This window comes from Micromonospora sp. L5 (assembly GCF_000177655.2).
GTDB lineage: Bacteria > Actinomycetota > Actinomycetes > Mycobacteriales > Micromonosporaceae > Micromonospora > Micromonospora aurantiaca.
This window is the reverse complement of sequence record NC_014815.1, coordinates 4045550-4067803: the sequence shown is the minus strand read 5'-3', so window position 1 is coordinate 4067803 and position 22254 is coordinate 4045550. Positions and strand designations below refer to the sequence as shown.

The following is a 22254-nucleotide window of genomic DNA, read 5'->3' as shown; positions in this document are numbered from 1 at the left end:
GCGTGACCCCCGTCACGTCCCTCCACCCCTGAAGGCGGCTACAGCGATGGCTCTCGATGTACCGTACCGTTCCGTACCGGACATGTTCCTCAAGCGTGTGGCGGACTCCCCCGACCGGCACGCCTTCGCCCACCCCGCCCCCGACGACTCGGGCCCGGTCTGGCTGACGTGGGAGCAGGTCGGGCAGCGCGCCAAGGCGATCGCCGCCGGGTTGCACGGGCTCGGTGTCGGCCTGGAGAACCCGGTCGCGATCCTGGCCAACACGCGCCTGGACTGGGTGCTCGCCGACTTCGGCATCATGTGCGCCGGTGGTGCCACCACCACCGTCTACCCCACCACCGAGCCCGAGGACGCGGTCTACATCATCGCCGACTCCGGCTCGAAGGTGCTGTTCGCGGAGAACCAGGCCCAGGCGGCGAAGATCGCCGGGGCGGACCTGCCCGCGCTGACCCACGTGGTGCTCTTCGACGGCACGCCCGACCCGGCGGCGGCCGTCCCGCAGCTCACCCTGGCCGAGCTGGAGGAGCGGGGCGCCGCCGCGCTGAGCGCCGAGCCGGACCTGATCGACATGCTCGTCGCCGGCATCGGCCCGGACCACCTGGCAACGCTGATCTACACCTCGGGCACCACCGGCCGCCCGAAGGGCGTGGAGCTGCTGCACGGCGGCTGGTGCTGGGAGGGCGTGGCGCAGGCCGAGCTGGGCCTGCTGCGCGTCGACGACCTGCAATACCTGTGGCTGCCGCTGTCGCACTCGTTCGGCAAGACTCTGCTCTGCGGCGCCACCCACGTCGGCCTGCCCACGTACGTCGACGGCCGGGTGGACAAGCTCGTCGAACTGCTCGGCGTGGTGCAGCCGACGCTCATGTGCGGCGCGCCCCGGGTCTTCGAGAAGGTCTACAACAAGGCCGTCACCACCGCTCAGGGCGCCGGCGGCGCCAAGGCCAAGATCTTCGCCTGGGGCGTCGGGGTCGGCAAGGAGAAGGTCGCGCTGGAGCAGGCCGGCAAGCCGGTCCCGGCCGGGCTGCGGATGAAGTACGCGCTGGCCGAGAAGCTCGTGTTCAGCAAGCTCCAGGCCCGGCTCGGCGGCCGGATGCGGGTGCTGGTCTCCGGCGCGGCGCCGCTGAGCAAGGAGATCGCCACCTTCTTCGCCGCCGCCAACCTGCCCATCTCCGAGGGCTACGGCCTGACCGAGACCAGCGCGGGCGCGTTCGTGAACCCGCCCGACGGGCTGAAGATCGGCAGCGTGGGCCGGGCCATGGGCGACCTGGAGTGCCGGATCGACACCGACGGCGAGGTTCTGCTGCGCGGCAAGCCGGTCATGCGCGGCTACCACAACCTGCCCGAGGAGACCGCCGCCGCGTTCACCGAGGACGGCTTCTTCCGCACCGGTGACATCGGCACGCTCGACGCCGACGGCTACCTGCGCATCACCGACCGGAAGAAGGACCTGGTCAAGACGTCCGGCGGCAAGTACGTCGCGCCGTCGCACATCGAGGGCATGTTCAAGGCGGTGTGCCCGTACACCTCACAGGCCGTGGTGATCGGGCAGGCGCGCAACTACTGCACCATGCTCGTCACGCTGGACCCGGACGCGATCAAGGGCTGGGCCGCCGGCACCCCGCTGGAGGGCAGCGACTACACCACGATCGTCACCTCCCCGCAGGCACGGGAGATGGTCGAGGGGTACGTGGCCGAGCTGAACGCCAAGCTCAACCGCTGGGAGACGATCAAGAAGGTGACGATCCTCCCCCGCGACCTGACCATCGAGGACGGCGAGGTCACGCCGTCGCTGAAGATCAAGCGCCGCAGCGTGGAGACGAACTTCGCCTCCGAGATCGACAAGATGTACGAGGGCACGCTCGCCGAGCTGTAGCCCGTACCGCCACACGGTCGCGCCGGCCGTGCCCCACCGTCCCGGGGCACGGCCGCACGCCGTTCACAGGTGCCCCCGCCGCCACCGGCTCTGTTCGGCCTCGGCGGCGATCTGCTCCTCCAGCGCGAGCCGGCGTACCCGGCGCCGGAGGCCGTCCTCGCGGCGCGTCTCCCAGGTGACACCGACGCCGGTGATCACCGCGAGCACACCGAGCGCGATCAGCTCCGGGATACGGAAGACGAACGGGCCGACCACCACCAGCGCCACCACCGTGAGCAGCAGCGGCCGGTGCACCTCGCGCAGCGCGAGCCACCAGCACCCGGCGAGGCTGAGCAGGTGCAACGCCACCCCGCCGAACAGGATCGCGCCCCAGAAGTCGCCCAGCGGCAGCCCCCAGGTGGGCGTGGCCGGGTCGGCGGCCTCGGCCAGCAGATCCTTGAGGCCGAGCGCGTAGAGGATGATCCCGGCGACCATCGGCAGGTGCATGAACGTGTAGACGTCCCTGGCCAACCGGAGCCGGGTGGCCTCGTCCCGGGCGTGGTGCAGCGCCTGTTCCAGCGCGAACGCGAGCGTGTCGAAGTACGCCCACCACAGCGCCGCGACGACCACGATGCCGAGCAGCGCCGACACCGCCACCGGCCCGGTCAGCGGCAGCCCGTGCTTCGGGCCGAAGCCGAGGGCGATGATCGACTCACCGAGCGCGACCAGCACGATCAGCGCGTGCCGTTCGGCCCAGTGCCCGGCCGAGACCACCACCCACCACTGACGGGCGAGCGTCACCCCGCCGACGTACTCGACGAGCAGCGCCAGCGTCCAGAGCGCCAGTTGCAGCGGGATCGCGAACCGCTCCTGCGGCAGCCGCGTCGGCACGGTTCCGGCGATGACCAGCAGCACCGTGGCGGCGGCCGGGAACGCGGCGCGCAGCAGCAGCCGGCGGCGCCGGACCGGGTCGGCGCGGTCCACCCAGCCGAAGACGGTGAGCTGGGCCATCCGGATCACGAAGTAGCAGCCGGCGAAGACCAGCGGGCCGGGCAGCCCGCCGGGGAGGTCCTCGAACGCGCTGGGCTCGCTGAGCACCAGCAGGAACGTCGCCGCCACCGTGACGAAGCCGACCAGCGGCAGCACACCCTGGTCGGCGCGGAAGAAGTTGCCCATCCGGGCGAAGCCGGTCCACGACCACCAGAGCAGCGCCAGCACCAGCAGGAAGCGGTAGAGGTTGGCCGGCGTGAGCTCCGAGGCGGTGAGCGTGGTGACGTTCAGGAACGCGAAGACGAAGACCAGGTCGTAGAAGAGTTCCAGCCGGGTGGTGCGGGAACCCGGGGCGGCGGACCGCACGGTCCACGACCGCCGGACACCGCTCCCGTTCCCCACTGGGGCAGTGTGCGGGCACCGTCCGTCCCGCAGCCGTCGTTCGACGCATTCACCACCGGAACGGGCACCGCGCGCTCAGGCGATGACGCTCGGCTCCCGCCACTGCGTGCGGCTGGTGCGGTCCAGGTCGTAGCGGACCGCCGCGAGGCGCCCGACCGCCTCCACCAGCTCGTCAGCGGGCAGGGTGAAGGGCAGCCGCAGGAAACGCTCCAGCGTCCCGTCCAGGCCGAACCGCGGTCCGGGCGCCAGCCGTACGCCGACCTCCTCGGCCGCGCGGGCCAGCGCGCTGGAGATCGGGCCGTCCAGCTCGGCCCAGAGCGTGACACCGCCGCTCGGCACGCGTACGCGCCAGTCGGGCAGCCGGTCGGCGAGCGCCGCGACCAGGGCGTCCCGCTGGGCGACGAGCTGGGCCCGGCGGGCCGCCACGATGGCCGGCGCCTCGGTGAGCAGGTGCACGGCGACGAGCTGGTCGAGCACCGGGCTGGCCATGTCCACCCCGACCCGGGCCGCGGCCAGCCGCTGCACCTGGGGCGCGGAGGCGCGGACCCAGCCGATCCGCAGCCCGCCCCAGTAGGGCTTGCTCATGCCGCCGATGCTGATCACCCGGGAGTGCCTGTCGAAGACGGCCACCGGCGGCGGCAGCGTGGTGTCGTCCAGCGGCAGGTCGACGAAGGACTCGTCGACCACCAGGTCGGTGCCGGCCGCGTGGGCCGTGCCGACCAGCCGCTCGCGCAGGTCGGCGGCCATGAGGTGGCCCGTCGGGTTCTGGAACTCGGGGATCACGTACGCCAGCTTCGGCCGGGTCTGCCGGAGGCTGCCGAGCAGAAGTTCGGCGTCCCAGCCCTCGTCGGACAGGCCGTGCGTGGCGATCCGGGCCCGCCGGGCGGACAGCGCGGCCAGCGCGTTGGGGTAGGTGGGCGACTCGACGAGCACGGCGCCGCCGGGCGACAGGGCCAGCCGCAGCACCAGGTCCAGCGCGTGCTGGGTGCCGCTGGTGACCATGATCTGCTCCGGGCTGGTGGGCAGACCGCGTTCGGTGTAGGCGCGGGCCACCGCCTCGCGCAGCTCGATGATGCCGGTCGGGTGGTAGCCGGCGCCGCCGAGGTAGCGGGGCAGGTCCTCGGCCGCGGCCCGGGCGGCGGGGACGAGCTGCGGGGGCGCGGACAGCGCGGCCACGCCGAGGTCGATCATGTCGCGGTCGTCGAGCGGCGTCCACAGGCCGGTGCTGGCCACCCGGTGCCCGCCGGGCAGCATGGTCCAGCTCCCCGCGCCACGGCGGCTGGCCAGGTGGCCGCTCTCCCGCAGTTCCCGGTACGCGGCGGTGACAGTGGTCCGGCTGATCCGCAGCGCCTCGGCCAGCTCCCGCTCGGCCGGCAGGCGTACCCCGAGAGGCAGCCGCCCGTCGGCGAGCAACCCGCGGACGGCGCCGGCGAGCGCGGCGTAGTCGGGGCTGCGCCGGCGGCCCGGCAGGGCATGCCACTGGCCGAGGAGTCGCGCCAATTGGACGCCGCGCACCTGGCTGGTCATGGCCACACCTCCGAAATTGGCACCCTTGATAGCCGCGATTGGCCCCTAGGGTGGCATGCATGGCACAGCTTGGCAATCTCCGGCACCGACCGGTGCGGCGGCTCACCCAGCTCTACGCCGGGCTGGTCCTCTACGGCGTGAGCATGGCGCTGATGATCCGGTCGGAGCTGGGGCTGGACCCGTGGGACGTGTTCCACCAGGGGCTCGCCCGGCAGACCGGCCTGTCCTTCGGCACCGTCACCATCGCCGTCGGCGCCCTCGTGCTGCTGCTCTGGATCCCGCTGCGGCAGCGGCCCGGCCTCGGCACGGTCAGCAACGTCGTGGTGATCGGACTGGTCGTCGACGCCACCCTGACCGTGCTGCCGCCCGGAGAGGGCATGCCGGCACGCGTCGCGCTGCTCGTCGCCGGGATCGTCGCCAACGGCGCCGCCACCGGCCTCTACCTCGGCGCCGGGCTCGGCCCCGGCCCGCGCGACGGGCTGATGACCGGCTTCGTCGCCCGCCACCCCCGCTTCTCGGTCCGGCTCGTCCGCACCGTCATCGAGATCACCGTGCTGGCGCTCGGCTGGCTGCTCGGCGGCACCGTCGGCCTCGGCACGGTGGCGTACGCGCTCACCATCGGCCCGCTGGCCCAGTTCTTCATCCCGGTCTTCGCGCTGCCCGCACGGCCGGCGGCCGGTGCGTACGCTACGTGACCGCAGCCGGGCCGACCGCCACGGCCCGGTACCGACCGCAGCGCGCTGAGCTGCGACGACGCACAACCGGGAAACCAGGTGTTTCCTCCGCCGTCGCGGCCGGGCATCATTCCTGCATGGGGGAGAACGGATGGCGTTGGAGCGACGCCTGGATCTTCGTCGCGCTTGTCATCGCCAGTGGCGCCGGCCGGCACCGGCGGGCCGCCGCGACACGCCGCCCCGAAGGCGTACGGCTGGCCGACGTCCTCTCCACAGCCGACCACCTCAACCAGGCCATCCCGGAGCGGCACGAGGTGGAGGGCGCGGTCCGGCGGCTCGTCGGCGCGGGCCTGGTCAGCGTGGCCGACGGCTGGTTCCGGGTCACCCCGGACGGTGAGCGGCTCTGGCGCACCCGGCCCAGCGCCGGTCTCGGCACCACAGTGGACACCGTGCAGGGCGTGCTGACCCGGCGGCACCCGCCCGCCGAGTCCGAGTGGCACCTCGACCAGGACGACCACGCCGCCGCCGTGCAGGAGTACGTGGTCCGGTCGATCCCGATGCCGCGCCGCTCCCCCGAGGGGCACTCCGGCCGGCAGTGACCGCCGCCTCAGCGCACCGGGTGGCCCGCGCCGCGCAGCGCGTCCTTGACCTCGCCGACTGTGAGTTCGCCGAAGTGGAAGACGCTCGCCGCGAGCACCGCGTCCGCCCCGGCGCCGACGGCCGGTGGGAAGTGGGCCACCTCGCCCGCGCCGCCGCTGGCGATCACCGGCACGTCGACCACCTCGCGGACCGCCTGGATCAGCGGCAGGTCGAACCCGGCCTTGGTGCCGTCGGCGTCCATCGAGTTGAGCAGGATCTCGCCCGCGCCCAGCTCGGCGCCGCGCGCCGCCCACTCGACCGCGTCCAGCCCGGTGCCCCGCCGGCCGCCGTGCGTGGTCACCTCGAAACCGCTCGGCGTCGTGCCGTCCGGTGCGCGGCGCACGTCCAGCGAGAGCACCAGGACCTGCCGGCCGAACCGGTCGGCGATCTCGGCGATCAGCTCCGGCCGGGCGATGGCCGCGGTGTTCACGCCGACCTTGTCCGCACCGGCGCGCAGCAACGTGTCGACGTCGGCGACCCGGCGGACACCGCCGCCCACTGTCAGCGGGATGAAGACCGACTCGGCGGTGCGCCGCACCACGTCGAGCATGGTGCCCCGGTCGCTGGACGAGGCGGTGACGTCGAGGAAGGTCAGCTCGTCCGCGCCGGCCCGGTCGTACGCCGCCGCCAGCTCCACCGGGTCGCCGGCGTCACGCAGGTCGAGGAAGTTGACCCCCTTGACCACGCGCCCGGCGTCCACGTCCAGACACGGGATGACCCGTACCGCCACCGTCATGCCCCGAGCCTAACGAACGCGCGGGCGGTGGTGACCCGCCGGTGAGGCCGGTCACCGCCGCCCGCGGTGGAGTGCGTTCGCACCGGTCAGAGACGGACCAGCATCTTGCCGAGGTTCTCGCCGCGCAGCAGGCCGAGGAACGCCTCGGGGGCCTGCTCGATGCCGTCGACGATCGTCTCGTCGTACGACAGCCGACCCTCCCGCAGCCAGCCCGCCACCTCCTGCACGAACTGCTCCCGCAGGTGACCGTGGTCACCGACGAGGAAGCCACGCAGCGTCAGCCGCTTGCCGATCACCAGCGCCAGGTTGCGTGGCGCGGCGGGCGGCTCGGTGGCGTTGTACTGCGCGATCATGCCGCAGATGGCGGCCCGGCCGTGCAGGTTCATCGCCCCGATCGCGGCCTCCAGGTGATCGCCGCCGACGTTGTCGAAGTACACGTCGACGCCGTCCGGGGCGGCCGCTTTGAGCTGCTTGTACACCGGGCCGTCGTGGTAGTCGAAGGCGGCGTCGAAGCCGAGCGCGGTGAGTCGTTCCACCTTCGCCGCGGAACCAGCGCTGCCGATCACCCGGCCGGCGCCGCGCAGCTTCGCGATCTGGCCCACCATGCTGCCCACCGCGCCGGCCGCGCCGGAGACGAACACGGTCTCCCCCGGCTTCATCGCCGCCACGTCGAGCAGCCCGGCGTACGCGGTCAGCCCGGTCATGCCGAGCACGCCCAGGTACGCGGTGACCGGCGCCAGGCCGGGATCGACCTTGCGGACGCCCTTGGCGTCCACCAGCGCGTACTCGCGCCAGCCGAGCCCGTGCAGCACCGTGTCGCCGGGCTTGACGCCACCGGCCTCGCCGGCCACCACCTCACCGATCGCGCCGCCGTCCAGCGGGGCGTCGAGCGCGAACGGCGGCACGTACGACTTGACGTCGTTCATCCGCCCGCGCATGTACGGGTCGACGGACATGAACCGGTTGCGGACCACTACCTGTCCCGGGCCCGGCGTCGGCACCTCGGTGGTGACCAGCCGGAAGTTCTCCGGCGTCGGCCAGCCGTCCGGCCGGGACGCCAGGTGGATCTCCCGGTTGACGCGCGCCTCACTCATCGGGCCTCCTCGGTTCGCACTGCGGGGCTCCGCTGCGCTGCACTCCTCGTGCTCACAGGGCCTCGCGGACCGTGCGGGTCACCTCGACGTTCCCACGGGTCGCGTTGGAGTAGGGGCAGACCTGGTGGGCCGCGTCGACGAGCTGCTCGGCGGCCGCGCGCTCGACAGCGGGCAGGTCCACCACGAGCGTCACGGCCAGGCCGTAACCGCCGCTGCCGTTCGGGCCGATGCCCACCTCGGCCTCGACGACGGAGCCGGAGACGTCCGCCTTGGCCTGGCGGGCCACCACGCGCAGCGCGGAGTGGAAGCAGGCCGCGTAGCCGGCCGCGAAGAGCTGCTCCGGGTTGGCCGCGCCGCCGGCGCCGCCCATCTCCTTCGGTACGGCGAGGTCCAGCTCGACCGTGCCGTCGGAGGTCCGGACGTGACCGTCGCGGCCGTCGCCGGTGGCGCGGGCGGAGGCGGTGTAGAGCACCTGCATGTCACTGCTCCTTCTGTCGGTGGATCGTCTCGGTGACCCGGGTGAGGATGCCGTGGAGGAAGACCAGCTCGGCCTCGGTGAGCCCGGTGGCGGATGCCACCTGCCGCGGCACGTCACCCATCCGCTCCCGCAGCGCCCGGCCCCGGTCGGTGAGGCCCACCTCGACCCGGCGCTCATCCGCCGCCGAGCGGGTACGCACCACCAGACCGGCCGCCTCCAGCCGCTTGAGCAGCGGGGAGAGCGTGCCGGAGTCGAGCCGGAGCGCAGCGCCGAGCTCGGAGACCGTGGGGGCGTCGTCGTCGTGCTCCCAGAGCACCAGCAGCACCAGGTACTGCGGGTAGGTCAGCCCGTGCTCGTCGAGGATGGGCCGGTAGACGTCGGTCAGGGCGCGCGACGCCGCGTAGAGCGCGAAGCACACCTGCCGGCGCAGTACCAGATCATCGGTCACGCCCTGAACCGTAGCGTGCAATCAAGTTGTGCACAACTTATCGGGGCGTGGGGCGGTGCGGCGCCGGTCACCCGGCACCGCTCAGCGGTCCGGCAGGTACGCCTCCAGCTCGACCTCGACCAGGAGATCCGGGTCGATCAGCCCGGCCACCACCACCATCGTGGCGACCGGGCGCACCGGGCCGAACACCGCGTTGTGCGCCCGGCCCACCTCGTCGGCGTAGATCCGGTCCGTCACGTACATCCGGGTCCGCACCACGTCCCCCGGCCCGGCGCCGACCTCGGCCAGCGCGTCCAGGCCGATCCGGATCGCCTGCGCGGTCTGCGCCGCCGCGTCACCGGCGTGCGCGACCCGGCCGTCGACTGTGGACGTGCAGCCGGCCGTGATCGCCAGTGTGCCGGCCCGGACCACCCGCGAGTAGCCGTAGAGCGCCTCCCACGGGCCGCCCGAGCCGAGCCGGGTCACCACCCCGGCGTCCACCGGCCTCTCGGCCGGCTCGGCCGTCACGCGCCGGCCCGCAGGGCCGCCAGCGCCTCGGCGACGGTGAACGCGCCCGCGTAGAGCGCCTTGCCGGCGATCACGCCCTCCACCCCCACCGGCTCCAGCGTGGCCAGCGCCCGCAGGTCGTCCAGCGTGGACACACCACCGGAGGCGATCACCGGGGCGTCGGTGCGGGCGCACACCTCGCGCAGCAGGTCCAGGTTCGGCCCGCGCATGGTGCCGTCCTTGGTGATGTCGGTGACCACGTACCGCGCCGCGCCCGCGGCGTCCAGCCGGGCCAGCACCTCGTAGAGGTCACCGCCGTCGCGGGTCCAGCCGCGCGCCGACAGGGTACGGCCGCGCACGTCCAGCCCGATCGCCACCCGGTCGCCGTACTCGCCGCAGATCCGGTCGCACCACTGCGGATCCTCCAGCGCGGCGGTGCCGATGTTGACCCGGGCCGCCCCGGTGCCGAGCGCCGCCCGCAGCGACTCGTCGTCACGGATGCCGCCGGACAGCTCCACCTTCACGTCCAGCTTGCCGACCACCTCGGCGAGCAGCGCGGCGTTGGAGCCCCGCCCGAACGCCGCGTCCAGGTCGACCAGGTGGATCCACTCCGCGCCGTCGGACTGCCAGGCCAGAGCCGCGTCCAGCGGGTCGCCGTACGCGGTCTCGCTACCGGCGGCGCCCTGCACGAGCCGGACGGCCTGGCCGTCGGCGACGTCCACGGCGGGCAACAGGGTGAGGCTCAACGCTTCTCTCCTCGGATCCTCAACGACGGTCCAGCGCGATCACCACAACCGCGGGCAGGACCAGCAACAACAACACGACCAGCACCAGCCGCAGCGCGAGGTCGTCCACCAGATTCCAGATGGCGACCACCGCCACCACGGTGAGCACCAGGATCGTCGCCCGCTCGCGGCGGGTGTGCCGGCGCAGCCGGCCGGTACGGCCGCGCCGCAGCGACGGCGTCAGCCGGCGTACCAGGGAACGACGCCGCTCCCGGCGCGCCACCCGGCGGGCGCGGACGGCGCGCGCCCGCTCCTGCTCGGCCTCGCGCGCCGCGCGGCGGCGGGCCCGCTCCTTGCTCACGCGGACGCCCGCGTGCCCGCCAGCGGGCCGGTCACAGCGTGCCGAGCCAGTTGCGCAGCAGCGCGGCACCGGCGTCGGCCGACTTCTCCGGGTGGAACTGCGCGGCCGACAGCGGCCCCCGCTCCACCGCCGCGACGAAGTCCGCGCCGTGGTGCGAGGTGGTCACCGCGGCACCCGCCTCGGCCAGCGCCGCCGGGTCGGTCACGCCGTAGGAGTGGACGAAGTAGAACCGGGTGTCGTCCGGCAGCCCGGCGAACAGCGTCGAGCCGGCCGGTGGCCGCACGGTGTTCCAGCCCATGTGCGGCAGCCGCCGCGCGGGCAGCCGGGTCACGCCGCCCGGCAGCAGCCCGAGCCCCTTGGTGACCACGCCGTGCTCCTCGCCGTGCCCGAACAGGATCTGCATGCCGACGCAGATGCCCAGCACCGGCCGCCCGGCGGCGACCCGGTCGGCGATGACCGGCCCGGCGCCCAGCGCCTCGATCCCGGCCATGCACGCGGCGAACGCGCCCACGCCCGGCACCACCAGACCGTCGGCCGACGCGGCGGCGTCCAGGTCGTCGGTGACAGTCACCTCGGCGCCGGCGCGCGCCACCGCGCGCTCGGCCGACCGCAGGTTGCCCGAGCCGTAGTCGAGCACCACCACCCGTGCCATCAGCTCTCCCCCGGCAGCAGCCAGAGCACCCCGGCAGCGGTCGCCAGCAGGGCCAGCAGGCCGGTGATCACCACGGCGGCGCGGGGCGCGCCCTGCTTGAGCAGCGACCACGTCCCGCCGACCAGCAGGCCGGCCAGGATCAACAGAAGCGTGGGCAGCACCTTCATCAGAGCCACCTTCCATTCGCGACTGCGGGACTCCGCTGCGCTGCGTTCCTCGCGCTCATCAGAGAGCGCCCTTCGTCGACGGCACCACACCAGCGTTACGCGGATCCAGCGCGGTGGCCTCGCGCAGCGCGCGGGAGACGGCCTTGAACTGCGCCTCGACCACGTGGTGCGCGTCCGGGTGGCCGCCGGGACGAGCCGCGCGCAGCACGTCCACGTGCAGCGTGATCCGGGCCGACTGGCCGAACGACTCCCAGATGTGCCGGGTCATGCTCGTCGGGTAGACCGGCCCGATGTACGGGGCCAGCGCCGGCTCGTCGTGCACCACGTACGGGCGGCCGGACAGGTCCACCGCGGCCCGGACCAGCACCTCGTCCATCGGGACGGTCGCCGAGCCGTACCGCCGGATGCCGGCCTTGTCGCCCAGCGCCCGGTCGAACGCCGCGCCCAGCGCGAGCGCGGTGTCCTCCATCGTGTGGTGCGCGTCGATCTCCAGGTCACCGACGGTGTGCACGGTCAGGTCGAAGCCGCCGTGCCGGGCAATCTGGTTGAGCATGTGGTCGTAGAAGCCGACGCCGGTCTCGATTTCGGCCTTGCCGGTGCCGTCGAGGTCGATCTCGACGAGCACCTTCGTCTCGTTTGTGACCCGCTCGATCCGGGCGATCCGGCTCATGAAACTGTCTCCATCGCGGTGAGGAAGGCGTCGGTCTCGGTCGGGGTTCCGGCGGTGACGCGCAGCCAGCCGGGCAGGCCGACGTCGCGCACCAGCACGCCGGCATCGAGCAGGGTACGCCAGGCCACCGCCTGGTCCCCCTCGACGGCGAACAGCACGAAGTTGGCGTCGCTGTCGGCCACCCGGTGGCCCCGGGCGCGCAGCTCGGCGACGATCCGGTCCCGCTGCTCCTTGATCGCGGCCACGGTGCCGAGCAGAGCGTCCCGGTGCGCCAGCGCCGCGCGGGCGGCGGCCTGGGTGAGTGCGGACAGGTGGTACGGCAGCCGGACCAGCTGCACCGCGTCCACCACCGCCGGGTCGGCCGCCAGGTAGCCGAGCCGGCCGCCGGCGAACCCGAACGCCTTGCTCATGGTGCGGGTCACCACCAGCCGCGGGTGACCGGGCAGCACGGCGAGCGCGCTCACCGTGCCGGGACGGGCGAACTCGGCGTACGCCTCGTCCACGATCACCATGCCTGGTGCCTCGTCCAGCACGGCGGCGACCACCGCCGGGTCGAGCGCGGTGCCGGTCGGGTTGTTCGGCGAGCAGAGGAACACCACGTCCGGCCGGTGCTCGCGGACCTGGGCCACCGCCTCGCCGGCGGTGAGCCCGAAGTCCTCGCCGCGCCGGGCGGGCACCCACCGGGTGCCGGTGCCGAGCGTCAGCAGCGGGTGCATCGAGTACGCCGGGGTGAACCCGAGCGCGGTGCGCCCCGGACCGCCGAACGCCTGGAGCAGCTGCTGCTGGATCTCGTTGGAGCCGTTCGCCGCCCACACGTGGTCGGCGGTGAGCCCGTGGCCGAGGTAGGCGGCCAGGTCGGCGCGCAGCGCCACCGCGTCCCGGTCCGGGTAGCGGTTGAGGTCGCGCAGCTCGGCGGCGACCGCCTTGCCGATCGCCTCCACCACCGGCTCGGGCACCGGGTAGGAGTTCTCGTTGGTGTTCAGCCGCACCGGCACGTCGAGCTGCGGCGCCCCGTACGGCGTCCGTCCGCGCAGGTCGTCGCGGATCGGCAGGTCGTCGAGCGTGGTCACGACGGGCCGCCCCCGGGGAACCGGACGCTGACCGCCTGGCCGTGCGCGGGCAGGTCCTCCACGGTCGCCAGCGTGACCACGTGCGGCGCCACGTCGCGCAGCGCGTCCTGGGTGTATTCGACCAGGTGCACGCCGCGCAGGAACGACTGCACGGACAGCCCGGAGGAGTGCCGGGCGCAGCCGCCGGTGGGCAGCACGTGGTTGGAGCCCGCGCAGTAGTCGCCGAGCGACACCGGCGACCAGGCGCCGACGAACACCGCCCCGGCGTTGCGGACCCGCAGCGCCCAGTCGCGGGCGTTCTCGGTCTGGATCTCCAGGTGCTCGGCCGCGTACGCGTCGACCACCCGCAGCCCTGCCTCCAGGTCGTCGACCAGGACCACGCCGCTCTGCTCGCCGCGCAGCGCGGTGCCGATCCGCTCGGCGTGCTTGGCCGCCGGCGCCTGCCGGGCCAGCTCCGCGTCGACCGCGTCGGCCAGCGCCGTGGACGGGGTGACCAGCACGCTCGCGGCGAGGGGGTCGTGCTCGGCCTGGCTGATCAGGTCGGCCGCGACGTGCGCCGGGTCGGCGGTGTCGTCGGCCAGGATCGCGATCTCGGTCGGGCCGGCCTCGGCGTCGATGCCGACCACGCCGCGCAGCAGCCGCTTCGCGGCGGTGACCCAGATGTTGCCCGGACCGGTGATCATGTCGACCGGCTCGCAGCGCTCGTCCCCGGCCGGGTCGACGCCCGCGCCGTACGCGAGCATGGCGACCGCCTGGGCGCCGCCGACCGCGTACACCTCGTCCACGCCGAGCAGCGCGCACGCCGCGAGGACCCGGCGGTCCGGCAGCCCGTCGTTGTCCTTCTGCGGCGGGCTCACCACCACCAGGGAGCGCACCCCAGCCGCCTGGGCCGGGACCACGTTCATCACCACCGTCGACGGGTACATGGCCAGGCCGCCGGGCACGTAGAGACCGACCCGGTCGACCGGCACCCACCGCTCGGTCACAGTGCCGCCGGGCACCACAGTCGTGGTGTGGTCGGTGCGGCGCTGGTCGGCGTGGACCTTGCGGGCCCGGGTGATCGACTCCAGCAGCGCGGCGCGTACCTGCGGGTCCAGCTCGTCCTCGGCGGCGCGGATCGTCTCGACCGGCACCCGCAGCCGCTCCGGCGAGACGCCGTCGAACCGTTCGCTCGCCTCCCGGATCGCCGGGTACCCATGGTCCCGGACCGCCTCCACGAGCGGGCGGATCCGCTCGACCGCCACGGAGACGTCGAGCTGGGCACGGGGCAGCAGGCGGCGCGGGTCACGGGCCCCGCCGCGCAGGTCGATCCGATTCAGCACGCCTGCGAGTCTAGGCCGCCGCCGGTGTCACCGGCCGGGGCCGCCCGCACGCCGGGACGGTGAGCCGGGACACGCGCGGGCGGGCGGGTTGGCGATACGCTCGATCACGTGAGCGCACGGCTGCCGGTGTTCCCGCTCGGGACCGTCCTCTTCCCCGGGCTGGTCCTTCCGCTGCACATCTTCGAGGAGCGCTACAAGGCGCTGGTGCGCCACCTCGTGGGCCTGCCCGAGGGCGCGCCGCGCGAGTTCGGCGTGGTGGCGATCCAGGCCGGCTGGGAGGTCGCGCCGGCCGGGCCGCCGGGGCGTTCCGGGCCGCCCGGCGGCGACGTCACGCTGCACGAGGTCGGCTGCACCGCCGAGCTGCGGCAGGTCACCGAGCTGGCCGACGGCGGCTTCGACATCGTCACCGTCGGGCGGCGGCGGTTCCGGGTCGCCGAGGTGGACGCCTCCGCCGAGCCGTACCTGACCGCCGAGGTGGAGTGGCTGCCGGAGCCGGACGGCCCGGACGAGGTCTCCGACCTGCTGGCGGCCCGGGTGATCTCGGTGTTCCGGCAATACCTGGGCCTGATCCGGCCGGACCAGCAGGAGATCACCGAGCAGCTGCCGGAGGATCCGACGGTCCTGTCGCACCTGGTCGCCGCGACCGCCGCGCTGACCGTCGCCGACCGGCAGCGGCTGCTCGCCGTCGACGACACCGCCGGGCGGCTGCGCGCCGAGCTGCGCCTGCTCAACCGGGAGACGGCGTTGCTGCGGCAGGTGCGCGCGGTGCCGGTGCCGCTCAGCGAGCTGGCTGGTCCCCCGGCGCCGAACTGAACCCGGGCGGGGGCGGCGGCCAGGCCGCGTCGGGCTCCGGCTCCGGCCGCAGCGACGGCCACCGTGACCAGCCCGCCAGCAGCGTGTACGTGACGGCGGCGCCGAACGCGGCGAGCAGCAGGTTCCCGTGCGGCACCGGCAGCGGGCCGTACCAGTCGACGCCGCCTGCGCGCAGGTCGACGGGCTTGGTGAAGGCGGTGCCCGGCGGCGCGGTCTCCACCAGCCGCTGGAACGTCGACAGCCCGATCCGGCGGCCGACCTGCCAGGCCACCACCGCCGCGCCGAGACCGCCGAGCGTCACCGCGAGCAGGCCGGCCGGGCCGCGCCGGCGGCGCAGCAGCACCCACAGGGCGATCGCGGCGAGCACGCCGAAGCCGAGCGTCAGGAGGCTGAACCAGCCGTCCGCGGCGATCGGCTGCTCCGGCTGCGTGGTCGCGTAGACCGTGCCGGCGGGGGTCTGCCGGACCGGGGTGGCGGGCGCCGCCCATGCCCACAGCAGGCCCAGCGGCGCGCCGAGCGCGGTGAGCAGCGCGACCACGCCGAGCGTGGTGAGCAGCGGGCGGCCGGATCGGGTGGCGTCGGCGCCGGGTAGCTCCGCCACCACGCCCGGGTATCCGGCGAGCGGGTCGGCGCCGGGCGCGGTGACCGGCGTGCCGGCGGGTACCGGCAGACCGCCGGGCCAGCCGGGCGGCTGCTCGCGCTCGGGCCACGCGTCGCCGGGACGCGGGGCCGCGTCGCCGGTACGCGCGTCGGTGCCGTCGGTGCGCTCGCGCGCCCGCTCGGGCTCAGGGGTGTCCGGACTCACCCGTTGATCCTCTCAGGCCCGGGCACGGCGCGGGGCGGTGGTCGGCGCTCAGCGCGCGAACGGTTCCAGCATCACCGCTGCCGCCTTGAGCCAGGCGTTGCGGGTCTCGGCCTGGAGCTGGTGGTACTCGATCGAGGAGCCGGTCTCCAGCGCCGGGTCGTAGGGCACCACGGCGACCGCCCGGGTCCGGGTGGCGAAGTGCCGTTCCAGGTCGTCCTGCAACGAGGTACGCCCCGGCGTGGGGCAGGAGATCAGCGTGACCGCGTTGTCGGCCAGCTCGCCCATGCCCACCTCGTGCAGCAGGTCGAGCATCCAGTCCGCGCTGAACGCCGCGTCCTCGCGCGGCACGGTGGTCACCACGAGCTGGTCGGCGGCCTGCATGACGGTGCGCCAGTTCGGGCTCTCCACGTTGTTGCCGGTGTCCACGCAGACCACCTCGTGGGTGCGGCGCAGCAGCTCCAGCACCCGCTTGACGGTGAACTGGTCGAGCCGCTGGGCGAAGCGCGGGCTCTCCTCGCCGGCCAGCACGTCGTACGAGCCGTCGGAGGCGTGCCGCAGGTAGTCGTCGAGGTGCGACAGCAGCGTGTTGCCTTCGAGGATCTCGATCTGCGCCAGGTCGTGGATCAGGTGGCGGATGGTGCGGGCGTGCCGGGCGCTGCCGGCCCGCAGACCGAGCGTGCCGCGCAGCTCGTTGTCGTCCCAGGCGAGCACGCCGCGCCCGCGGACGCTGCCCACCGTCGCGGCGGCGAGCACGGTGGCTGTGGTCTTGTGCACCCCGCCCTTGGGGTTGGCGAAGGCGAGCACCCGCGGGGTGCCCAGCTCGCGGCGCAGCACGCTGGTGGCCCGTTCCAGTTCCGGGTCCGGCTCCGGGGCGCGCCACTGCACCTGGGCCGCGTCGACCCGGCCGGAGCGGCCCTCCAGCGGGCGGCGGGGCGCGGGCACCACCGGCTCCGGGGCGGGCGGCGTGTCCGGCCGGTAGCGGCCCCGGTCGAGCAGCGCGTAGCGGGACTCGGGCGGGGGCGGCGCGGGCCGGTAGCCGCCGTCGAGAAGGGAGTACCGGGACTCGGCCGGCGCCTCGGCCCGGCCGCGCGGCTCCGGACGGGCCGGGTCGGGCCGCCAGGACGGTTCCGGGCGCGGCTCGGCGGTGAACGGCTGCTCGGGGCGCGGGTCGGGCGCGAACGACGGGTCGGCGCGCCAGGACGGGTCGGGCGGATAGGGCTGCCCGGCGCGCCAGGACGGCTCGGGGTCGCTGCGGTAGGCCGGTTCGGCCTGGTAGGCCGGCTCGCCGTCGTGCCGGGGATCGGCGCGGAAGGCCGGGTCGACCCGGAACGTGGCCTCGGCCCGGTAAGCGGGCTCCGCGCCGTACGACCCGTCGGGGGCCCGGCCGACGGCGGTGGCGCGGCCGGTCCACCCGGTGCCCGCGCCACGGCGGGGCAGCGGGTCGGGCGGCGGCGCCGGTTGCTCCTCGACGTGCCGGTCGGCGTCGGCGTGCTCCGCGCCGCGACCGCCGAGCCGGGCCCGGTCGAGCAGCGCCCGCCACCGCGGTGCCGGCTCGCCCTGCCGACCCCAGCCGGTCTCGCTGCCGTCCAAGGATTCGCCCTCCCCCAGCCCATCGATCTCCGCCTGACAGGCTACGAACGAAACCCTATTCGGACCACTCCCCGCGCCGCACATCGCCCGGTGGCCCGCCGCACCATGGGATCGGCCCGGTCGCCGCGTGCCCCGATGTCTCAGGAGGTGGGAGCGGGATTGGGCGCCCCGGAGCCGGTGACGGACCCGGGGGCGGTGGGTGAAGGTCCGCTCACCGTCCGTGCGGCTTCCGACGAATCGCCCATTCCGCCTGCCTCGGCCGGCCCGGTGTCGGCCGGCGGCCGGACCACGTCACGCTGCTCGGGAAGCGGCGGGGTGAACACGGTCCGGTCCAGACGTGTCACCTCCGGCGCCGGGTCCACCACCCGCACGCCCGGACGACCGGCCAGCCCGCGCAGGGCGTCCGGCGGGGCACTGACGACCGCGGCGTAGACGCAGGCGCAGCCGGTCCGGTACGCCTCCGCCTCGCGGGCGGCGACCTCGGCGCCGCTGTCGTACACCCGGCGCAGTTCCGGATCGGCGGTGGCGGCGGCGCGGGACCGGTAGTCCGCGGTCTCCCGGTCCTTGCGTGTCGCGACGCCGGCCATCCCGGCCACCACGTCCCGGGGCAGGGTCAGCGCCGCGATCCGGACGATCTCGGTCTGCCGGCCGGGCAGCGGCACCCGTGCCACCACCGCCGAGACCCGCGTGCCGTCCAGCGTGGCGGCCGCCCGCGCCGGGGTCAGGTAGCCGTCGAACGAGACCAGCGCGTAGCCGTCGGGCGCGTCGAGGCGGGCCAGTTCGTCCCCGGCGGCGCGCAGGTACGCCGGGATGCTCGCGCCGTCGGTCACACCGACCCGGGTCACCTCGCCCACAGTGCGGTCGCTCACCGGGCGGTCCCGCCGCTGTGCCACCGCCACCACGAGCACCACCAGCGCGCAGGCCAGCGCGAGCCAGGTCAGCGCGGCGGACCGGGACCGGCGGGGCCGCGCGGCGTCGTCACTCACGTCAGTCGCGCAGGATCTCCAGCGCCCGGGCCAGGTCGTCCGGGTACTCGCTGACGAACGTCACCTCGTCGCCGGTGCCCGGGTGCGCGAAGCTCAGCGAGCGGGCGTGCAGCCACTGCCGGGACAGCCCGAGCCGGGCCGACAGCGTCGGGTCCGCGCCGTAGGTCAGGTCGCCCACGCAGGGGTGCCGCATGCTGGAGAAGTGCACCCTGATCTGGTGCGTACGCCCGGTCTCCAGCCGCACGTCGAGCAGGCTGGCGGCGGGGAACGCCTCGAGCGTGTCGTAGTGCGTGATGCTCGGCTTGCCGCCGGAGACCACGGCCCAGCGGTAGTCGTGGTGCGGGTGCCTGTCGATCGGCGCGTCGATGGTGCCGCGCAGCGGATCCGGGTGACCCTGCACCACGGCGTGGTAGCGCTTCTCCACCTCGCGGTACTTGAACGCCCGCTTCAGCGCGGTGTACGCGCGCTCGCTCTTGGCCACCGCCATGATCCCGGTGGTGCCCACGTCGAGCCGGTGCACCACACCCTGCCGCTCCGCGGCGCCGCTCGTGGAGATCCGGTGGCCGATGCCGGCCAGCCCGCCGATCACTGTGGGGCCGGTCCAGCCCGGGCTCGGGTGCGCCGCCACCCCGACCGGCTTGTCGACCACCACGATGTCGTCGTCGGCGTACACCACTGTCAGGCCGGGCACGGCCTGCGGCACCACGGCGGGCGGCGCGGCCGGCGCGGGCAGCGTGACCTCCAGCCACGAACCCGCCTTGACCTTGTACGAGTTGGGCCGGGCCACGCCGTCGACGAGCGCGTCGCCCGCGTCGATCAGGCCGGCGGCGGCGGTACGGGAGAGCCCGAGCAGGCGGGACACGGCCTGGTCCAGGCGCATGCCGTCGAGGCCGTCCGGCACGGGCAGGGAACGGGTGTCGCCGTCGGCGGCGAACGCGGAGGTCACGCGCTCTCCCGCTGCTCGGCCGGGGCGGCGTCGTCGCGCTTCTCGTCGCGCAGCCGGGAGCCGTCGCGCTGCCGGCCGGTCAGCTCCAGGAAGACCGCGAGCACCACGCCGCACACCAGTGAGCTGTCGGCCAGGTTGAACACCGGCCAGACCTGGCCGTACGGGTCGAAGAGGCTGATCATGTCGACCACGTGGCCGACGAAGTGCCCTGGAGCGCGGAAGATCCGGTCGATCAGGTTGCCGAGCGCGCCGCCCAGCACCAGGCCCAGCGACACCGCCCACGGCAGCGAGCGCAGCCGCAGCGCCATCCAGGCGATCCACCCGATCACCACGAACGTGATGATCGGGAAGATCCAGGTGTGGTCGGAGCCGATGCTCCAGGCCGCGCCGCTGTTGCGGGTCAGGCTGAGGTAGACCGCGCCGCCGAGCAGCGACACCGGCTCCCGGCCGGTCAGCTCGGCCAGCGCGAGCTGCTTCGTGCCGAGGTCCGCCAGCAGCGAGAACAGGGACACGCCGAGCAGCAGGCCGACGGCCTTACGGCGGGGCGCGCCGGCGCCCGTCTCGGTGGTGCCGGACCCGGCGGGCGGTGCTGCGGTCATCTGCTCCCCATCGACGCTTGCGACGGCGTGGTCACCGTCTGCCGTACGGCCGCCGGGGAGCGGTGATCAGCGCCGCTCCGCCAGCTGCTTGCACGTCACGCAGAGGGTGGCCGACGGGAACGCGGCGAGCCGCTCCACCGGGATCGGGTTGCCGCACCGCTCGCACCAGCCGTAGCCACCCTCGTCGAGGCGCTCCAGCGCGCGCTCGACCTGCGTGATCCGTTCCTTGATGCTGTTGGCGAGAGAGATCTCCTGCTCCCGCTCGAACGTCTTGGTGCCGGTGTCGGCCTGGTCGTCCCCGGCCGAGTCGGTCAGCCGGTCGCGCTGCAGCTCGGTGATCTCGCTCAGCGTCTGATCGTACTCGGCGTTGAGCTCGTCCCGCCGTGCCGCCAGGGCGGCCCGGATCTTCTCGGTCTCCGCCGCGCTGCGGGTGGCCTTCGCCACCGGCTTGCGACCGGCGGTCCTGGTGTCGGCTGGCTTCGCCATCGTCAGCTCCCTCAGCCGCGTGGCGCGGCGGTCAGCGGTGCGTGGGCGGGACGCCGTCGTCGGCGTCGTCCGCGTACGGAAGGGTGCACGGCGAGCGGGCCCGCCGTGCACTCCGGAGGTTGGCAAGAATACGGAACGTACAGGCGTCCGACAACGTGCCGCACCGTCGTCCCACGTATCCGCCCCGGACTACCTTCAATCGGGGCAAAAGGAACGGTAGCAGATCAGCGGGCCGGCTCCTCGCCGTACTCCCCGAACCACCTCGCCAGCCGGCCCCGGCGGCTCACCGCCCGCAGCCGCCGCTCGGTCTCGTCCCGTACGCCCGCGGTGGCGACGATGAGCAGGCTATCCCCGACCTTGAGCCGGGTGTCGGCGCCCGGCACGAAACCGGCACCGTCGCGCAGCACGAGCGTCACCGCCGCGCCGACCGGCAGCCGCAGCTCGTCCACGTGCACCCCGGCCAGCCGCGACCCGGCCGGCACCTCCATCTGGAGCAGGTCGGCGCGCATCCGTTCCAGCGGGGCGGTCTCCAGCAGGATCTCGCTCGCCTCGGCCGGCGCGGTCACCCCCAGCCGGCGGGCCGCCGGCGCCAGTGTCCCGGCCTGGAGCAACGTGAAGATCACCACCAGGACGAAGACGGCGTCGAACAGGCGGGCCGCGCCCGGCACGTGCAGCGACAGCGGGATGGTCGCCAGCACGACCGGCACCGCGCCGCGCAGCCCGGCCCAGGACAGGAACAGCTGCTCGCGCAGGTTCACCCGGAACGGCAGCGCGGAGACCGCCACCGACAGCGGACGGGCGAGCAGCAGCAGGGCCAGCCCGGTGATCACGGCCGGCAGCACCGCCGCGTCCAGCCGGCTCGGCGAGACCAGCAGGCCGAGCAGCACGAACAGGCCGATCTGGGCCAGCCAGGCCAGCCCGTCGGCGAAACCGAGGATGGCCTGGCGGTGCGGCAGCCGCGAGTTGCCGAGCAGCACGCCCGCGACGTACACGGCGAGGAAGCCCGAGGCGTGCAGCACCGAGCCGGCCGCGTACGCCAGCACGGTGAAGCCGACCACCGCGATCGGGTACAGGCCGGCCGACGGCAGCGCGGCCCGGCGCAGCGCGTACCGGCCGGCCAGGCCCGCGCCGACACCGACCGCCGCGCCGGCGCTCAGCTCGTAGCCGAGCAGCAGCACCTCGTACCACCAGGGGTGGGCGGCCTCGACCCCGGCGCGGGACAGCAGCAGCACCAGCAGCACGACCGGGGCGTCGTTCACCCCCGACTCGGCCTCCAGCGCGGCCACCAGCCGGGGCGGCAGGCGCAACCGGCGCAGCGTGGCGAACACGGCCGCCGCGTCGGTGGAGGAGAGCACCGCGCCGTAGAGCAGCGACAGCCGCCAGTCCAGGCCGAGCAGCAGGTGCACCACCACGCCGACGACCACGATGCTGACCACGACGCCGACCGTGGACAGCGCCGCGGCCAGGCCCAGCACCGGCCGCAGCGTGCTCCACCGCGCGGTCAGCCCGCCCTCCGCGATGATCACGATGAGCGCGCAGAAGCCGAGCACCCGGGTCAGTTCGACGTCGTCGAACCGGATGCCCAGGCCGGCCTCGCCGAGCAGCACGCCCAGCGCCAGGTAGACCAGCAGGCTCGGTACGCCGAGCCGGGTGGAGAACCGCACCGCGCCCACCGCGACCAGCAGCACGGCAGCGCCCACTAGCAGCGCGACGTCGAGCCCCGGGGTCATCGCCGG

25 protein-coding genes are annotated in these 22254 nt (G+C 74.4%); 4 read left to right on the top strand and 21 right to left on the bottom strand.

Annotation, left to right across the window (positions count from 1 at the left end; translation table 11 throughout):
• The first annotated feature begins 46 nt into the window (after positions 1 to 46).
• Entirely contained in the window at positions 47 to 1873 is a 1827-nt protein-coding gene (locus tag ML5_RS19245; RefSeq protein WP_013475807.1) for a long-chain fatty acid--CoA ligase, read from the top strand.
• A 63-nt stretch (positions 1874 to 1936) separates the two neighbouring features.
• Here the strand turns inward: ML5_RS19245 and ML5_RS19240 are convergent, their stop codons facing one another.
• Complete coding sequence (locus ML5_RS19240) at positions 1937 to 3208, bottom strand: low temperature requirement protein A (RefSeq protein WP_013475806.1); 1272 nt, start codon at positions 3206 to 3208, stop codon at positions 1937 to 1939.
• A 111-nt stretch (positions 3209 to 3319) separates the two neighbouring features.
• Positions 3320 to 4771: a PLP-dependent aminotransferase family protein gene (locus tag ML5_RS19235; RefSeq protein ID WP_013475805.1), complete on the bottom strand. Its 1452-nt coding sequence runs from the start codon at positions 4769 to 4771 to the stop codon at positions 3320 to 3322.
• Positions 4772 to 4830: 59 nt separating this feature from the next.
• On the opposite strand from ML5_RS19235, the gene ML5_RS19230 reads away from it, so the two are divergent.
• Together ML5_RS19230 and ML5_RS19225 are read left to right on the top strand one after the other, a co-directional pair.
• A complete protein-coding gene (locus ML5_RS19230) occupies positions 4831 to 5466 on the top strand; it encodes a YitT family protein (RefSeq protein WP_013475804.1) in 636 nt (211 codons plus the stop codon).
• Between the two features lie 116 nt (positions 5467 to 5582).
• A complete protein-coding gene (locus ML5_RS19225) occupies positions 5583 to 6044 on the top strand; it encodes a hypothetical protein (protein ID WP_013475803.1) in 462 nt (153 codons plus the stop codon).
• 8 nt (positions 6045 to 6052) lie between these two features.
• Here ML5_RS19225 and hisF read toward each other — a convergent pair whose 3' ends face one another.
• The 12 genes from hisF to hisD form a co-directional block, all read right to left on the bottom strand.
• Positions 6053 to 6820: an imidazole glycerol phosphate synthase subunit HisF gene (hisF, locus tag ML5_RS19220; protein WP_013287573.1), complete on the bottom strand. Its 768-nt coding sequence runs from the start codon at positions 6818 to 6820 to the stop codon at positions 6053 to 6055.
• 86 nt (positions 6821 to 6906) lie between these two features.
• Complete coding sequence (locus ML5_RS19215; RefSeq protein ID WP_013475802.1) at positions 6907 to 7914, bottom strand: NADP-dependent oxidoreductase; 1008 nt, start codon at positions 7912 to 7914, stop codon at positions 6907 to 6909.
• 52 nt (positions 7915 to 7966) lie between these two features.
• Positions 7967 to 8392 (bottom strand): organic hydroperoxide resistance protein, encoded by a 426-nt coding sequence (locus tag ML5_RS19210; RefSeq protein WP_013287575.1) that lies wholly within the window; start codon positions 8390 to 8392, stop codon positions 7967 to 7969.
• 1 nt (position 8393) lies between these two features.
• Positions 8394 to 8840, bottom strand: coding sequence for a MarR family winged helix-turn-helix transcriptional regulator (locus ML5_RS19205; protein ID WP_013287576.1), 447 nt, complete (start codon positions 8838 to 8840; stop codon positions 8394 to 8396).
• 81 nt (positions 8841 to 8921) lie between these two features.
• Positions 8922 to 9347, bottom strand: a complete 426-nt coding sequence (locus tag ML5_RS19200) for a Rid family hydrolase (protein ID WP_013475801.1) — start codon at positions 9345 to 9347, stop codon at positions 8922 to 8924.
• Positions 9344 to 10072, bottom strand: coding sequence for a bifunctional 1-(5-phosphoribosyl)-5-((5-phosphoribosylamino)methylideneamino)imidazole-4-carboxamide isomerase/phosphoribosylanthranilate isomerase PriA (gene priA, locus ML5_RS19195; RefSeq protein WP_013287578.1), 729 nt, complete (start codon positions 10070 to 10072; stop codon positions 9344 to 9346). The genes ML5_RS19200 and priA overlap by 4 nt, the downstream gene beginning before the upstream one ends.
• A 19-nt stretch (positions 10073 to 10091) precedes the next feature.
• Positions 10092 to 10412 (bottom strand): hypothetical protein, encoded by a 321-nt coding sequence (locus ML5_RS19190; protein ID WP_013475800.1) that lies wholly within the window; start codon positions 10410 to 10412, stop codon positions 10092 to 10094.
• 31 nt (positions 10413 to 10443) lie between these two features.
• Positions 10444 to 11064: an imidazole glycerol phosphate synthase subunit HisH gene (gene hisH / locus ML5_RS19185; RefSeq protein ID WP_013475799.1), complete on the bottom strand. Its 621-nt coding sequence runs from the start codon at positions 11062 to 11064 to the stop codon at positions 10444 to 10446.
• Positions 11064 to 11231, bottom strand: a complete 168-nt coding sequence (locus ML5_RS32390; protein WP_013475798.1) for a hypothetical protein — start codon at positions 11229 to 11231, stop codon at positions 11064 to 11066. Before ML5_RS32390 ends, hisH begins: the two co-directional genes overlap by 1 nt.
• Before the next feature lie 58 nt (positions 11232 to 11289).
• The gene (hisB, locus tag ML5_RS19180) at positions 11290 to 11901 is read right to left on the bottom strand and encodes an imidazoleglycerol-phosphate dehydratase HisB (protein WP_013475797.1); all 612 of its coding nucleotides are present in this window, start codon (positions 11899 to 11901) and stop codon (positions 11290 to 11292) included.
• Entirely contained in the window at positions 11898 to 12971 is a 1074-nt protein-coding gene (locus ML5_RS19175) for a histidinol-phosphate transaminase (protein WP_013287583.1), read from the bottom strand. The genes hisB and ML5_RS19175 overlap by 4 nt, the downstream gene beginning before the upstream one ends.
• The gene (hisD, locus tag ML5_RS19170) at positions 12968 to 14293 is read right to left on the bottom strand and encodes a histidinol dehydrogenase (RefSeq protein ID WP_013475796.1); all 1326 of its coding nucleotides are present in this window, start codon (positions 14291 to 14293) and stop codon (positions 12968 to 12970) included. The genes ML5_RS19175 and hisD overlap by 4 nt, the downstream gene beginning before the upstream one ends.
• A gap of 108 nt (positions 14294 to 14401) precedes the next feature.
• Between hisD and ML5_RS19165 the strand changes: the two genes are divergently transcribed.
• On the top strand, positions 14402 to 15106 hold the full coding sequence (locus tag ML5_RS19165; protein WP_013287585.1) for an LON peptidase substrate-binding domain-containing protein: 705 nt from the start codon (positions 14402 to 14404) through the stop codon (positions 15104 to 15106).
• Here the strand turns inward: ML5_RS19165 and ML5_RS19160 are convergent.
• From ML5_RS19160 to ML5_RS19130, 7 genes are all read right to left on the bottom strand, one after another.
• A complete protein-coding gene (locus tag ML5_RS19160; protein ID WP_013475795.1) occupies positions 15072 to 15911 on the bottom strand; it encodes a DUF2567 domain-containing protein in 840 nt (279 codons plus the stop codon). The two genes, ML5_RS19165 and ML5_RS19160, sit on opposite strands and share 35 nt — an antisense overlap.
• Positions 15912 to 15959: 48 nt before the next feature.
• Positions 15960 to 17501: an ATPase gene (locus ML5_RS19155; protein WP_013287587.1), complete on the bottom strand. Its 1542-nt coding sequence runs from the start codon at positions 17499 to 17501 to the stop codon at positions 15960 to 15962.
• Between the two features lie 140 nt (positions 17502 to 17641).
• Positions 17642 to 18487: a hypothetical protein gene (locus ML5_RS19150; RefSeq protein ID WP_013475794.1), complete on the bottom strand. Its 846-nt coding sequence runs from the start codon at positions 18485 to 18487 to the stop codon at positions 17642 to 17644.
• Position 18488: 1 nt separating this feature from the next.
• Positions 18489 to 19433 (bottom strand): RluA family pseudouridine synthase, encoded by a 945-nt coding sequence (locus ML5_RS19145; RefSeq protein ID WP_013475793.1) that lies wholly within the window; start codon positions 19431 to 19433, stop codon positions 18489 to 18491.
• Positions 19430 to 20032 carry a signal peptidase II gene (gene lspA / locus ML5_RS19140; RefSeq protein WP_013287590.1) on the bottom strand — a complete coding sequence of 201 codons (603 nt, stop codon included), beginning with the start codon at positions 20030 to 20032 and terminating at the stop codon, positions 19430 to 19432. The genes ML5_RS19145 and lspA overlap by 4 nt, the downstream gene beginning before the upstream one ends.
• A gap of 66 nt (positions 20033 to 20098) precedes the next feature.
• Positions 20099 to 20518 carry a TraR/DksA C4-type zinc finger protein gene (locus ML5_RS19135; protein WP_013287591.1) on the bottom strand — a complete coding sequence of 140 codons (420 nt, stop codon included), beginning with the start codon at positions 20516 to 20518 and terminating at the stop codon, positions 20099 to 20101.
• Between the two features lie 224 nt (positions 20519 to 20742).
• On the bottom strand, positions 20743 to 22248 hold the full coding sequence (locus ML5_RS19130) for a potassium/proton antiporter (RefSeq protein WP_013475792.1): 1506 nt from the start codon (positions 22246 to 22248) through the stop codon (positions 20743 to 20745).
• Positions 22249 to 22254 lie beyond the last annotated feature (6 nt).